The sequence below is a fragment of the Mumia quercus genome, assembly GCF_025506335.1.
Lineage (GTDB): Bacteria > Actinomycetota > Actinomycetes > Propionibacteriales > Nocardioidaceae > Mumia > Mumia quercus.
In genome coordinates this window covers 302,191-314,853 of the sequence record NZ_JANZYO010000005.1, presented here as the reverse complement: position 1 = coordinate 314,853, position 12,663 = coordinate 302,191, and the positions used below count along the sequence as shown (strand labels likewise).

14 protein-coding genes and 1 riboswitch are annotated in these 12,663 nt (G+C 71.7%); of the genes, 4 read left to right on the top strand and 10 right to left on the bottom strand.

What is annotated here, in order from left to right; translation table 11 throughout:
* The first annotated feature begins 95 nt into the window (after window positions 1-95).
* Entirely contained in the window at window positions 96-836 is a 741-nt protein-coding gene (locus NYZ95_RS13710; protein ID WP_262851871.1) for a GntR family transcriptional regulator, read from the top strand.
* On the opposite strand, the gene NYZ95_RS13705 is transcribed toward NYZ95_RS13710, so the two are convergent.
* The 6 genes from NYZ95_RS13705 to NYZ95_RS13680 form a co-directional block, all read right to left on the bottom strand.
* Window positions 817-1,848, bottom strand: coding sequence for an ROK family glucokinase (locus NYZ95_RS13705; RefSeq protein WP_308212245.1), 1,032 nt, complete (start codon window positions 1,846-1,848; stop codon window positions 817-819). The two genes, NYZ95_RS13710 and NYZ95_RS13705, sit on opposite strands and share 20 nt — an antisense overlap.
* A 10-nt stretch (window positions 1,849-1,858) precedes the next feature.
* Complete coding sequence (locus NYZ95_RS13700; protein ID WP_262851870.1) at window positions 1,859-2,803, bottom strand: ROK family glucokinase; 945 nt, start codon at window positions 2,801-2,803, stop codon at window positions 1,859-1,861.
* Window positions 2,794-3,162: a hypothetical protein gene (locus NYZ95_RS13695; RefSeq protein ID WP_262851869.1), complete on the bottom strand. Its 369-nt coding sequence runs from the start codon at window positions 3,160-3,162 to the stop codon at window positions 2,794-2,796. Before NYZ95_RS13695 ends, NYZ95_RS13700 begins: the two co-directional genes overlap by 10 nt.
* Before the next feature lie 85 nt (window positions 3,163-3,247).
* Window positions 3,248-4,465, bottom strand: a complete 1,218-nt coding sequence (locus tag NYZ95_RS13690) for an ArsA family ATPase (protein ID WP_262851868.1) — start codon at window positions 4,463-4,465, stop codon at window positions 3,248-3,250.
* Window positions 4,462-4,911, bottom strand: a complete 450-nt coding sequence (locus tag NYZ95_RS13685) for an SRPBCC family protein (RefSeq protein WP_262851867.1) — start codon at window positions 4,909-4,911, stop codon at window positions 4,462-4,464. The genes NYZ95_RS13690 and NYZ95_RS13685 overlap by 4 nt, the downstream gene beginning before the upstream one ends.
* A 36-nt stretch (window positions 4,912-4,947) precedes the next feature.
* Window positions 4,948-5,376 (bottom strand): hypothetical protein, encoded by a 429-nt coding sequence (locus NYZ95_RS13680; protein WP_262851866.1) that lies wholly within the window; start codon window positions 5,374-5,376, stop codon window positions 4,948-4,950.
* A 95-nt stretch (window positions 5,377-5,471) separates the two neighbouring features.
* Here NYZ95_RS13680 and NYZ95_RS13675 point away from each other — a divergent pair, with 95 nt between their 5' ends.
* Window positions 5,472-7,265, top strand: a complete 1,794-nt coding sequence (locus NYZ95_RS13675) for an AMP-dependent synthetase/ligase (RefSeq protein WP_262851865.1) — start codon at window positions 5,472-5,474, stop codon at window positions 7,263-7,265.
* 117 nt (window positions 7,266-7,382) lie between these two features.
* Here NYZ95_RS13675 and NYZ95_RS13670 read toward each other — a convergent pair whose 3' ends face one another.
* Both NYZ95_RS13670 and NYZ95_RS13665 read right to left on the bottom strand, forming a co-directional pair.
* Entirely contained in the window at window positions 7,383-8,387 is a 1,005-nt protein-coding gene (locus NYZ95_RS13670; protein ID WP_262851864.1) for a C40 family peptidase, read from the bottom strand.
* Window positions 8,388-8,422: 35 nt separating this feature from the next.
* Window positions 8,423-8,570: riboswitch (cyclic di-AMP (ydaO/yuaA leader) on the bottom strand.
* A gap of 116 nt (window positions 8,571-8,686) precedes the next feature.
* On the bottom strand, window positions 8,687-8,950 hold the full coding sequence (locus NYZ95_RS13665) for a hypothetical protein (RefSeq protein WP_262851863.1): 264 nt from the start codon (window positions 8,948-8,950) through the stop codon (window positions 8,687-8,689).
* 106 nt (window positions 8,951-9,056) lie between these two features.
* On the opposite strand from NYZ95_RS13665, the gene NYZ95_RS13660 reads away from it, so the two are divergent.
* Together NYZ95_RS13660 and NYZ95_RS13655 are read left to right on the top strand one after the other, a co-directional pair.
* Entirely contained in the window at window positions 9,057-10,835 is a 1,779-nt protein-coding gene (locus NYZ95_RS13660) for a DEDD exonuclease domain-containing protein (protein ID WP_262851862.1), read from the top strand.
* Between the two features lie 47 nt (window positions 10,836-10,882).
* Entirely contained in the window at window positions 10,883-11,167 is a 285-nt protein-coding gene (locus NYZ95_RS13655) for an Lrp/AsnC family transcriptional regulator (RefSeq protein WP_262851861.1), read from the top strand.
* A 3-nt stretch (window positions 11,168-11,170) separates the two neighbouring features.
* On the opposite strand, the gene trpD is transcribed toward NYZ95_RS13655, so the two are convergent.
* Window positions 11,171-12,226 carry an anthranilate phosphoribosyltransferase gene (gene trpD, locus NYZ95_RS13650; protein WP_262851860.1) on the bottom strand — a complete coding sequence of 352 codons (1,056 nt, stop codon included), beginning with the start codon at window positions 12,224-12,226 and terminating at the stop codon, window positions 11,171-11,173.
* Window positions 12,223-12,657, bottom strand: a complete 435-nt coding sequence (locus NYZ95_RS13645) for an Rv3143 family two-component system response regulator (protein ID WP_262851859.1) — start codon at window positions 12,655-12,657, stop codon at window positions 12,223-12,225. The genes trpD and NYZ95_RS13645 overlap by 4 nt, the downstream gene beginning before the upstream one ends.
* Between the last annotated feature and the right edge of the window lie 6 nt (window positions 12,658-12,663).

Here is a 12,663-nt window from a genome sequence, read left to right as displayed (position 1 = left end):
CTGGTTTCGTCAGTGTGGCGAGCGTCACGATGCAGTGTCAACCATTTGTCCTGACATATAGACGTACTGACGTGACGGGGTCCTATAGTGCTGCCATGGGTGCTGGGCCAGAGATCTCCCTCGACCGGTCGAGCCCGGTCCCGCTGTACTTCCAGATCGCCGAGCAGCTGGAGGGGGCGATCGTCAGCGGCACGCTCGCGCCGGGTGACAAGATCGCCAACGAGCTCGCGCTCGCGGACCGCCTGGGCCTCTCCCGACCGACCGTCCGCCAAGCCATCCAGGTGCTGGTCGACAAGGGCATGGTCGTGCGCAAGCGGGGCGTCGGGACGCAGGTCGTGCACGGCACCGTCCGTCGCTCGGTCGAGCTCACCAGCCTGTACGACGACCTCACCGCTGCAGGCCAGGACCCGCGGACCGAGGTGCTCGGGCTGCAGCGGATCGAGGCCGACGAGGTCGTCGCGCGCGAGCTCCAGCTCGAGCCCGGCGCCGCCGTCTGGTCGCTCGAGCGCATCCGCTTCATCGGCGACGAGCCGCTCGCCCTCATGCACAACCTGCTGCCGGCCTCGCTCCTCGACCTCGACGCGATCGACCTGACCGAGGTCGGTCTCTACGCGGCCATGCGCGGCGCGGGGATCTGGATGCGGGTCGCCAAGCAGCGCATCGGCGCGCGCCGCGCCGACGCCCGCGAGGCGCGGCTGCTCGGCGAGCGCCGCAGCGCTCCCCTGCTGACCATGCAGCGCACCGCCTACGACGACGCAGGACGGGCCGTCGAGTACGGCGAGCACGCGTACCGGCCCGACCTCTACGCCTTCGAGATCACGCTCGTCGACCGCTGAGCCGTCCGAGCGCACCGCCCTCGGTGCGGGGACGACGCCGGCGGTTGCGTCGCGACCGGCGACGCATCGTGCGCGCCATGTCCGCCGCGCCGATCATGCCGGCGTCGTTGCCCAGGTGTGCGCGCACGATGAGCGCCTCAGGACGGAACCCGCGGCCCGTCAGCGTCCGCCGGAACGCCTCGCGCGCCGGCTCGAGCAGCAGCCCGTCCGCGTCCGAGACGCCGCCGCCGACCACGAACAGGCCGGGGTCGAAGGCGGCCGCGAGGTTCGCGATGCCGATCCCGAGCCACGAGCCGACCTCGTCCAAAGAACGGATCGCGTCCTCGTCGCCCTCTCGCGCGAGCCCGCACACGACCAGCCCGTTCACCTGCTCGAGGTCACCGTCGACGCGCTCGAGCAGCCGCTTGCCGTAGTCCTCGCCGCGCTCGACCGCCGCACGCGCGTCACGGATCAACGCGTTCCCGCTCGCGTACTGCTCGAGGCAGCCGTGGTTGCCGCACTCGCACGCACGCCCGCCGGGCACCACGATCATGTGCCCGAACTCCCCGGCGATGCCGAAGCGACCGCGGTGCGGACGGCCGTCGATGACCAGCGACCCCCCGATGCCGGTGCCGAGGGTCAGGCAGATCATCGCCTCTTCGTTCTGCGCAGCACCGAAGCGCCACTCCGCCCAGGCCGCGGCGTTGGCGTCGTTGTCGACGAGGACCGACAGCCGCGTACGCCGCTGCACGGCGTCGCGCAGCGGCTCGTGCCGCCAGGCGAGGTGCGGGGAGAAAAGGACGGTCGACTGGGTGGCGTCGACGAACCCTGCCGCACCGATCCCGAGCGTCGTCACGTGGTGGTTCTGACGCAGCTTGGCGACGATGTCACCGATCGCGTCGAGGACGGCCGCAGGGCTGGTGGTCGGGGTGTCACGGCTCACGCGTTCGAGGACGTGGCCGTCGAGGTCGACGACGCCGGCCTTGACCCGCGTGCCGCCGATGTCGATCCCGATCGAGAGTCTCTCTGCCATCAGCGACCCGTCACCGTGCCCGTGCCAGGTCGGCGGCACCGATCATGCCGGCGTCGTTGCCGAGGCTGGCAGGACGCAGCACCGCCTGCGGGCGATAGACCGGGGCCGACAGCGAGCGCAGGAATGCCGCGTGCGCCGGCTCGAGGAGGAGGTCGCCGGCCTTGGCGACGCCACCGCCGATCGCGACCACGCTGGGGTCGATCACCGCCGCCAGGCTCGCGATGCCCTCACCGAGCCAGCGACCGACGTCGGCGATGAGGTCGATCGCCATCGCGTCGCCCTTCTGCGCCTGCTCGGTCACCATCTGGCCGGTGACCAGCGAGACGTCGCCGCCGACGAGGTCGGCCAGAGGCTTCGCGAGGTCGATCTGCGCGGTGATGCGGTCACGCGTCTCCCGTACGAGGGCGCGCCCGCTCGCGTACTGCTCCCAGCAGCCGTACTGGCCGCACCCGCACCGGATCCCTGCCGGGACCATCCGCAGGTGGCCGATCTCGCCGGCGACGCCGAAAGCCCCGCGGTCGAGGCGCCCGCCCTGGATGATGCCTCCGCCGATCCCCGTCCCGACGGTCACGAGAAGCATGTCGTCGACATCGGCGCCCGCGCCGAAGCGGAACTCGCCCCACGCCGCGGCGTTCGCGTCGTTCTCGATCACCACAGGGAGGTCGACCAGGTGCTCCAGGCGGTCCGCGAGCGGCTCGTCGACCCACTTGATGTTGGGTGCGAACAGGACCGTACGGCGCGCGGCGTCGACGAATCCCGCAGCCCCGACGCCGACCGCCTCGACGGGATGGTCGCGCTTGAGCATGTTCACCGACTCGGCGACCGCGTCGCCGATCAGCGTCGGGTCGGTCGCGGGCGTCTTGCGCCGGTCCTGGGCGACGACGGCACCGTTCTCGTCGACGACTGCGACGGCGATCTTCGTCCCGCCGATGTCGACTCCGACCGTCACTCCCATGGCCCGTCCTCCACGTCGATGTTCTCCACCGGGCCGTCGGCGCGCGTGCCGGCGTCCCCTGTCCGGGGCGTTGCCCAGGACTCCACCACACCACGAGCCGCGAGGGTGAGCGAGGTCAGCGCTGCCACCAGGTGCTCGGCCACCTCCGGGCGCGCGTGCCGCACGACCGTGAGGAGCTGGCAGAGGGGACAGTAGTCGCACACGTCGGGGCGGTGCTCGTGGGGCGTCGTCGGCGCATCCGGGTCGGCGTCGTCTGCGGCGAACCGGCCGTCGGCGGCCTGCTGTGCCAGCACGCGGGCGAGCTTGATCGCCTCCTGCGCCAGGGTCCCGACGTCGTCGCCGCCACTCGGTGCAGTCATGCGTCTCCTCGTACGGGTGCCGGTCGGGGACAGCGCGGGTGGGGTCGCCCGATCCTATCGAGCAGGACGACCAGGGCAGCAGCGGTCACCACGTCCCGCGCCCGTCGGCCGGCGCCACGAAGCGTACGGCGAGCCGGCCGGCGTCGAGGTGAGCACCGCTCACCGTGTGACGGGAGAGCATCGTCGGCAGCGCCAGCACGCGGCGGTACGACCCCACGGTGACGACCAGGTCGGAGCCGTGCCGGGTCAGGCCGACATCTCCCCCGGTCGCGAACGGCAGCGCCAGCCGGACCTCCACCTCGTCGTCGCGCGGCACCACCTCCATCGCCGCGGGGACGTCCGGGACGGCGACGGGGTCGGACGCGCCGTAGGTGCCGCGCGCCAGGTCCGCGAGCGCCGCGGCCCCCACCGGCTCGCGCGACGCGTACGCCGCCTCCCACACCGGGAGCGGCGCGAACGACGCCGCCACCTCCACCAGCGTCTCGCGCTGGGTCTCGGCCCACCTCCGGCGCCACGGGTCGTCGCCGGAGTCGGGGAAGACCCGGTTCGCGACGACACCGTCGACCCGGTAGCCGTAGAGCGACAGCGTCGTCAGCGCCCGCCGTGCCTCGGCGACGACCACCGACTCGGGCGTGAGCACGAGGCGCACCGTCGACTCAGGAGCACCGAGGATCGTCCGCACCTCGCTCAGGTCGGCGTGCAGGCGCCGTGCTGCCTCACCGACGCCCGGCTCGGGCACCGGCACGCCCGCCGCGCGTGCGAGCGTCGGCGTCACCGCGCGGGCGACCCGGGCTCCGGAGGTGGCGAGCCGGTCGAGGTACCAGCCGAGCGCCTCCGGCAGCGCGAGCAGCCGGAGGGTCTCCGCGGTCGGCGCGCAGTCGACCACCACGAGGTCCCACGCACCGGAGACGACCTGGTCGCGCAGCGCCAGCAGGGCCAGCACCTCCTCGGCGCCGGGGAGCACCGTGATCTCCTCGGCGGTGATCGGATCGGCTCCGGCGGCGTCGAGCACCGCACGCAGGTAGCGCTGGATCGACGCCCACGACGCCTCCAGACGCCGCTGTGCGTCGACCTGCTGGATCCAGACGCACTCCGTCACCGGCACCGGCTCGTCGGTCGCCTCCCCGCGCGCCACCCCGAACGCGTCGGAGAGCGAGTGCGCGGCGTCGGTCGACAGCACGAGCGTGCGTGCGCCGCGCTCGCCCGCGAGGACCGCCGTCCCCGCAGCGGTCGTGGTCTTGCCGACGCCGCCCTTGCCGGTGAGCAGGACGACGCGGGTCCGCCCGCGTCCGCGTACGGTCACGCCGACGTCGACTCGACGCGCTTCTTCAGACCCTTGAGGGCGGTGTCGATGATGACCTTCTCGGCCTTGCGCCGCAGCATCCCGAGCAACGGGATCGAGACCTCGACCGCCAGGCGGTAGGTGACGCGGGTCGACCCGTCCCCGAGCGCGTCGAGGACGTACGCCCCGTCCATGCCCTTGAGCATCGTGCCGGGCTCAGCGATCTCCCACTCGACCTTGCGGTCGCCGTCCCACGTGTAGCTCAACGTGTAGGTGTCGCGGATCGGCGTCGCGTCGAGGACGAACTGCACCTCGGTCGCGCGGGCTCCGAACTCGTCGAGCGCGACGACCTGGGCCTCCTTCACCCCGGTCGCCCACGAGGGATAGGACGGGAAGTCGGCGATGACCGCCATGATCGCGCCAGGCTCGGCGTCGACCACGATGTCGCTGGTCGTCTGATCGGCCATCGAGAGCCTCCTTCGCGATCGGTGCTGGCCCCGACCTTATCGCGCGCTTCTGTCAGCCCCGGCACGCCCGCGTGCGGCGTGCTCGGTCGCGGCCGGAGCGACCCCGACCTCGCGCTCCGCGTCGAGGGTGTCGCGCACGTCGGTGACCCAGCGCTTCAGGCGCTCACGGTACGCCCGGTCGAGCCGCACGCGCGCCCGCTCCGAGCGCGGTGGCGTCGCCGGGTCGGCTTGCAGGAACACGTGCACCACGGTGCCTTCGGCAAGCTCCTCGAGCCACACCTCCGCGGTGCCGTCGAGCGCGCCGGAAACCGTCCAGCGCTTCCCTCGGAGGCCGCGGTCCTCGAAGCACGCGAGCTGCAGGTCGGGAACCACCTCGGCCCACACGGCCTCGACGCACAGGACCTTCCGCAACGCGCGCGGCGGGACTGCCACGTACGTCTGGTCGATCACATCGACGGCCGGCATCGGGTCTCCTTTCGGGGTGCTCCGGGCGATGACTGTAACCTGCCCGAGGGGGAGTACGTCTTCTCGACGTACCCGTACTTCTGAACGGAGGCAGCGTGCGTACCTACGCAACCCCAGCCACGTACCAGGTCCCGGAGACCGGGAGCATCACGAACGACGTGCTGGCGTGGCTGGACAAAGATCCCGGTCGGATCGCGTTCCAGCGCAAGGTGGACGACACCTGGACCGACGTCTCGATCTCGCAGTTCCGCGACGAGGTCGTCGGCCTCGCGAAGGGCTTCATCGCTGCCGGCATCGCCTCCGGCGACCGCGTCGGGATCCTCGCCCGGACGTCGTACGAGTGGACCCAGGTCGACTATGCGCTGTGGTGGATCGGCGCTGTCAGCGTCCCGATCTACGAGTCGTCTTCCGTGGAGCAGATCGCCTGGATCCTCGCCGACTCCGGCGCCGTCGGTTGCGTCGTCGAGAGCGACGTCCACGCCAAGCGGGTCGAGGAGTCGCGTGACCAGCTCGGTGACCTCCGTCTGCTCTGGCGCATCGACGACGGTCTCGAGCAGCTCGCGGTGTCCGGGTCGAGCGTCTCGGACGAGGAGGTCGCCGCACGTCGCGACGCCGTCGCCCCGTCCGACCTCGCGACGATCATCTACACCTCCGGCACCACGGGCCGGCCGAAGGGCGCCGAGCTCACGCACGCCAACTTCATGTTCGAGCTCGCCGGCGCCATCGAGATCCTCCCCGAGATCTTCGACCGCGACGACGCGGTGACGCTCTTGTTCCTGCCGCTGGCGCACGTCTTCGCGCGGATCATCGAGGTCGGTTCCGTCCGCGCCGGGGTCGCGCTCTCGCACACCCCCGACGTCAAGAACCTGCTCCCCGAGCTCGCAGAGATCAAGCCGACGTTCATCCTGGCCGTGCCGCGAGTCTTCGAGAAGGTCTACAACGGCGCCAGCCAGAACGCCCACGCCTCCGGCAAGGGCAAGATCTTCGACATCGCGACCTCCACCGCCATCGCGTACAGCCGTGCGCGTGAGGCCGGCAAGCGCATCGGCCCGGTCCTCAAGGTCAAGCACGCCCTCTTCGACAAGCTGGTCTACACCAAGCTGCGTGCGGCGATGGGCGGTCGCGTCGAGCACGCGATCTCCGGCGGCGCGCCGCTCGGCGAGCGGCTCGCGCACTTCTTCTCCGGTATCGGCATCACGGTCATCGAGGGCTACGGCCTCACCGAGACCACGGCCGCGCTCTGCGCCAACATCGTCAGCGACTCCAAGATCGGGACCGTCGGGCGCCCCTTCCCCGGCACCGAGGTCCGTGTCGCCGAGGATGGCGAGCTGCTGTTCCGCGGCGGCCAGGTCTTCCGCGGCTACTGGAACGCCCCCGAGGCGACCGCCGCGTCGCTCGACGCCGACGGCTGGTTCCACACCGGTGACGTCGGTGAGATCGACTCCGAAGGCTTCGTGACGATCACCGGCCGTAAGAAGGAGATCATCGTCACCGCCGGCGGCAAGAACGTCGTCCCGGCCGTGCTCGAGGACCGCATCCGTGCGCACGTCCTCGTCAGCCAGGCCGTCGTCGTCGGTGAGGGCAAGCCGTTCGTCGGCGCGCTCGTCACGCTCGACGCCGAGGCCGTCGGCCCCTGGCTCGAGCAGCAGGGCCGCCCGGCCGACACCCCGATCGCCGAGCTGGCCGAGGACGCCGACGTCATCGCCGCGATCCAGCTCGCGGTCGACGAGGCCAACACGCACGTCTCGCGCGCAGAGTCGATCCGCAAGTTCCGCATCCTGCCGATCGACTGGACCGAGGAGGGCGGCCAGGTGACGCCGACCCTCAAGCTCAAGCGCAACGTCGTGATGCGCGAGCACCGCGACGACGTCGAGGCGCTCTACCAGTAGCGCAGGGCGCGCACCGCGTACGACTGAGCCCCGGCCCACCGCGAGGTGGACCGGGGCTCAGTCGTAGGTGAAGGCGAGGTCACCGGGTGAGATCACCCGACGCTGTCTCGACGCGCGTCACCCGACGCGACGGATCCCCGACACGGGCATCACGTCGACACCCACGACCTCGACGCTGCGGCCCGGCCGCGGAGCGTGGACGATCTTGCCGTTGCCGATGTAGATGCCGACGTGGCTGACCGGGCTGTAGTAGAACACCAGGTCGCCGGGGCTCATCGACGAGCGCGACACCGACGCGCCCATCCGCGACTGCGCGGCGGACGAGTGCGGGAGCGACACGCCGGCCGCACCGAACGCGGCCATCGTGAGGCCGGAGCAGTCCCAGCTGTTCGGACCCGCCGAGCCGTACGAGTACGGCTCACCGAGCTGCGCGAGGGCGAAGTCGATGGCCTTCTTCGCGCGGCCGGAGGCGTTCACCTTGGGCGCGCTGGACGATGCCCGGTCGTCGTCGCCACGCGAGGTGCCGCCGTGGTCGCCGTTGTAGACCTCTTCGCGCTCGGCGGGCGTGAGGCGCTCGACCAGGTCCTCCGCCTCGGCGACACGCTTGTCGAGCGTCGTCTGCTGCTTCTTCATCTCCGCCTGGGCGTCGGAGATGACCTCGAGCTTCGAGGAGAGCTGCTTGCGCCGTACCTCGAGCTCGTCGGCCTCGCGCTCGAACGCCGCGAGCCGGTCGGCCTGCGTGCTGTTGTACGACTGGAGCGCCGCCAGGCCGTTGAGGAACTCGTCGGGGTCACCGCTGGCCAGGAGCTGGGTCGTCGGCCCCATCGGCGAGCTGGTCAGACGGTCGGTGATGGTCTTGGCGAGGTCGTTGCGGACCTCGTCGACCTCGGATTCCTGCGCCTTGACGTCGGCGCGGAGCTTCTTGATCTGCTTCTTGGCGCTGTCGACCTCGGTCTTGAGCTCGAGGTAGCGCTCGTTCGCCTGCTCGGCTTCGTGGCTGAGCTTCGCCACCTTGCGCTGGGCCTCCGAGAGGCTCGGCGTCTGGGGATCTGCTGCGCTCGGCGACGCGCTGAGCGTCGCGGCGAGAACCACTCCTGAGCCAGCGGCGACAGCTGCCCTCATCGACAGCTTCCGGCCGTTCCGCACGTCGGACGGTCTCCTTCGCGTTCTCGACGCCTACCGGGTGAGCTGACGGGTTCGGGCCAAGAACGTGCCCTTCCGCGCCGGGTGCAGCGCGGATTCACCCCAGGAACATGTGGGTCCCCGGCTCCAGCGTCGATCGGGGGATCTCGGCCGAACTAGGCGGCGTGCCTGCGCCCTCCGGGGTAGAGAACTCCTCAGGCACGCGAGCCTCACCCTACGCAAGGTCGGGGCCAAGAATCAACGAGGCAGCCCGACCGGTTGTGGACGGGTGTCGCTGCTCACTCCTCCTCGCCGTCCGGGCTCTCGACGGCGGTCACCAGACGCAGCGGAGGCAGCAGTCCGGCCGTGCTCAGCGCGGCGAGCGCCGCGCCCTCCTCGGCGTCGAGGCTGACGGCGTCGTCGGGGGGTCCGAGGAGGGCGGTGACGACGCAGTCGCCGCAGGCCGCCGGCCTGGCCAGACAGCGGCCGCAGTCGATCGTGAAGGACTCGCCGTGGCCCGTCGCCGGTCCCGGCTGCTGGTGGAGCACGCGAGATTCGTTCATGCTCGGCACGCTACGTCGGCAGGCTGACAGAAAGCCGGGGCACCGACACGCCGTACGTCGCGGGGATCCGTCCGTCCTGTCAGAGCGCCGACCTAACGTCAGCGTCATGACAGCCCCCTCCCCCGCCCCTGCGACGGCCGTCCAGGGGACCCTCGACGAGCTGGGTCGCGACCTCTCCGCCGTCACCTTCTGCGTCGTCGACCTGGAGACGACGGGCGGCTCTGCCGCCGCCGGCTCGATGATCACCGAGATCGGCGCGGTGAAGGTGTGCGGCGGCGAGGTGCTCGGCGAGTTCCAGACCCTCGTCGACCCCGAGGGCGAGATCCCGACGTTCATCACCGTCCTGACCGGCATCACCGACGCGATGGTCGTGGGAGCTCCCCGCATCGGTGAGGCGCTGCCCTCGTTCCTGGAGTTCGCCCGCGGGTGCGTCCTCGTCGCGCACAACGCGCCTTTCGACGTGGGCTTCCTCAAGCACTTCGCGACCGCGCTCGACCTTCCGTGGCCGGGTTTCGAGACGCTGGACACCGCACGCCTGGCGCGCCGCGCGCTCGTCCGCGACGAGGTCCCCAACTGCAAGCTCGGGACCCTCGCGCGCCACTTCCGCTCGACGACGACCCCGAACCACCGCGCCCTCGCCGACGCCCGGGCCACCGTGGACGTGCTCCACGCGCTGCTCGAGCGCGTCGGCACGATGGGTGTGTCGACGATGGAGGAGCTCGCGACCTTCAGCGCGCGCGTCAGCGCCGCCCAGCGCAAGAAGAGCCGGCTGGCCGACCACCTCCCCCGCTCTCCGGGCGTGTACCTGTTCCGCGACCGTCACGACCACGTCCTGTACGTCGGCACGTCGAAAGACCTCCGCACCCGGGTCCGGTCGTACTTCACCTCGAGCGAGACCCGCACCCGGATGGGCGAGATGATCACCCTCGCCACGCGGGTCGAAGGCATCACCTGCGCCACCGCCCTCGAGGCACAGGTGCGCGAGCTGCGCCTGATCGCGCACCACAAGCCTCCGTACAACCGGCGTTCGCGCCATCCGGAGCGCGCCACCTGGATCAAGCTCACCCGGGAGCCGTGGCCACGGCTGTCGTACGTCCGAAAGACCGACGACGACGCCGACTACCTGGGGCCGTTCACCCGGCGTGCCACGGCGGAGCGGGCCGCCGCGGCGCTGTACGAGGCCTTCCGCATCCGTCAGTGCTCGGGACGTCTCCCGCTGCGTCCCTCGCGCACGGCGTGCGCCCTCGCCGAGATGGAGGGCTGCCTCTCACCCTGCGACGGGTCGACCACCACGGCCGAGTACGCCGCGGAGGTCGCGCGTGTCCGTACCGCGATCGTCGCCGACCCCTTCGAGGTCGTCGCCGCCTCCACCACCCGCATGCGGACCCTCGCCTCACAGAGCCGCTTCGAGGACGCCGCACGGGAGCGCGACCGCCTGGTCACCCTGCTCCAGGCGACGCACCGCAGTCAGCGACTCTCCGCGCTCCTGTCGTGCGCCGAGGTCGTTGCAGCGCGTCCTCTCGACCCCTCCTGGCGGGAGTGGGAGGTCCACGTCGTCCGGCACGGTCGGCTGGTCGCCTCCGGCGTCATGCCGGCCTCCGCCCCCTCGCGCGCCTGGGTGGACGCGCTGCGCTCCACCGCCGAGACCGTCGTGCCGGAGCAGGCGCCGGCAGCCACCGCGGCAGAGTCCGAGCTCGTGCTGCGCTGGCTGGAGTCGGACGGCATCCGCCTGGTCGACCTCGACGGCCAGTGGGCGAGCCCCGCCCGCGGGGCAGGACGCCACCTCTCGATCGTCGAGGCGGCCGAGCGCTCGCGTGCGGTCGCCGCGCCCTTCGACGAGGCCAGATCCGACGGCTGGCGCACCGAGCACCGGCCGCGCCGCTGACGAGTAGGCTGCCCCGCGTACCCCCGACTCGTCCGCCAGGAGGGCCCGTGATCACTGCGATCGTGTTCATCAACGCCGAGGTCGACCGCATCCCCGAGGTCGCGGAGGAGATCGCGGCCCTGGAGGGCGTCAGCGAGGTCTACTCGGTCACCGGGCACATCGACCTGATCGCGCTGGTGCGCGTGCGCCGCACCGAGGACATCGCCGACGTCGTCGCCGACCGCGTCAACAAGGTCGCCGGCGTCCGGTCGACCGAGACCCACATCGCGTTCCGCACGTACTCCCAGCACGACCTCGAGTCGGCCTTCAGCATCGGCGGGGAGTTCGAGTAGGTCTCAGGCGTCGCGCTGCGAGGCTGCCGCCCACTCGTCGAGCGCCCGCAGCGCGGCGCCGGAGTCGAGCGCCTCGCGCGCCTTCGCCGTGCTGCGCTCCATGCGCGTGAGGAGGTCGTCGGTCGACCCCTCGTACGCCGCGAGCCCCGCACCGGCGTTGAGCACCACTGCGTCGCGGACCGGCCCCTGCTCACCCTCGAGCACCCGCCGGAACACCTCGGCGTTGTAGGCGGGGTCGCCGCCCCGCAGCGCCTCGGCCGCCGAGAGCGTGAACCCGAGGTCGCGGGGGTCGAAAGCCTGCTCAGAGACCGACTTCTCGCCCTCCGGGCCCGCCACGACCCACACCCGCGACGTCGTCGTGGTGGTGATCTCGTCGAGCCCGTCGTCGCCGCGGAAGACCAGGGCGTCGACGCCGCGGCGGGCGAACACGCCGGCCACGACCGAGGCCATCCGGGCGTCGGCGACCCCGACGGCCATCGCTGCGGGACGGGACGGGTTGGTCAAGGGCCCGAGGAAGTTGAACGCCGTCGGGATACCGAGCTCCTTGCGCGGAGCCGCGGTGAAGCGGAACGACGCGTGGAACACCGGCGCGAAGCAGAACGTGATCCCTGTCTCGCTGGCCAGCGCGGCCACGCGCTCCGGCGTGAGGTCGAGCCGGACCCCGAGCTTCTCGAGGACGTCGGCGGCGCCGCTGGCGCTCGAGGCGGCCCGGTTGCCGTGCTTCACCACGAGGGCGCCGGCACCACGCATCGTGACCGCCGACATCGTGGAGATGTTGACCGTCTTGGCACGGTCACCGCCGGTGCCGACGATGTCGACCGTACGGCCCGGGACCTCGATCGTGCGGGCATGCTCGAGCATCGTGGCGGCCAGCCCTTCGACCTCGGCCACCGTCTCCCCCTTGGCCCGCAGCCCCACCGCGAAGCCCGCGATCTGCGCCGGAGTCGCGTTGCCGCTGAGGATCTCCTCCATCGCCCAGGACGTCTGCTCCGACGAGAGGTCGTCGCCGGCGACGAGCGCGCCCAGGACCTCCGGCCAGCGAGGGGAGGCCAGGGTCATGCCGACGCCGCCGAGGCGGGCGCCAGGAGGGCGAGGACGGCGTCGGCGAGACGCAGCGGGTCGACCGGGTGGTGCGAGACGCCGTCGGCGCGCGACCACGTCGCGAGCCAGGCGTCCTGCTCGCGGCCGGTCAGCACCAGCAGCGGCGGGCAGCGGTAGATCTCGTCCTTCAGCTGACGGGCTACCCCCATGCCACCGGCAGGAGTAGCCTCGCCGTCCAGGATCGCCAGGTCGATGCGGCCGGCGTCCATCTGCTGCAGGACGACCGGCAGGGTGGCGCACTCGACGTACTCGACCGGCGGGAGGTCCGGGTGGATCCTGCGCCCCAGGGCGCTCACCACCTCGGCCCGCGTGCCGGAGTCGTCGGAGTAGACGAGGACGCGGAGGGAGGTCTGGCGTTCGGACGCGACTTCGGTGCTGGGATCGCTCACAGCGCG

What these genes read in the sequence shown, in the direction of transcription:
- NYZ95_RS13695 (WP_262851869.1), bottom strand. Translation starts at nt 3,162, where the DNA reads ATGACTGCACCGAGTGGCGGCGACGACGTCGGGACCCTGGCGCAGGAG.
- trpD (WP_262851860.1), bottom strand. Translation starts at nt 12,226, where the DNA reads ATGACCCTGGCCTCCCCTCGCTGGCCGGAGGTCCTGGGCGCGCTCGTC.
- NYZ95_RS13685 (WP_262851867.1), bottom strand. Translation starts at nt 4,911, where the DNA reads ATGGCCGATCAGACGACCAGCGACATCGTGGTCGACGCCGAGCCTGGC.
- NYZ95_RS13665 (WP_262851863.1), bottom strand. Translation starts at nt 8,950, where the DNA reads ATGAACGAATCTCGCGTGCTCCACCAGCAGCCGGGACCGGCGACGGGC.
- NYZ95_RS13680 (WP_262851866.1), bottom strand. Translation starts at nt 5,376, where the DNA reads ATGCCGGCCGTCGATGTGATCGACCAGACGTACGTGGCAGTCCCGCCG.
- NYZ95_RS13670 (WP_262851864.1), bottom strand. Translation starts at nt 8,387, where the DNA reads ATGAGGGCAGCTGTCGCCGCTGGCTCAGGAGTGGTTCTCGCCGCGACG.
- NYZ95_RS13705 (WP_308212245.1), bottom strand. Translation starts at nt 1,848, where the DNA reads ATGGCAGAGAGACTCTCGATCGGGATCGACATCGGCGGCACGCGGGTC.
- NYZ95_RS13710 (WP_262851871.1), top strand. Translation starts at nt 96, where the DNA reads ATGGGTGCTGGGCCAGAGATCTCCCTCGACCGGTCGAGCCCGGTCCCG.
- NYZ95_RS13700 (WP_262851870.1), bottom strand. Translation starts at nt 2,803, where the DNA reads ATGGGAGTGACGGTCGGAGTCGACATCGGCGGGACGAAGATCGCCGTC.
- NYZ95_RS13660 (WP_262851862.1), top strand. Translation starts at nt 9,057, where the DNA reads ATGACAGCCCCCTCCCCCGCCCCTGCGACGGCCGTCCAGGGGACCCTC.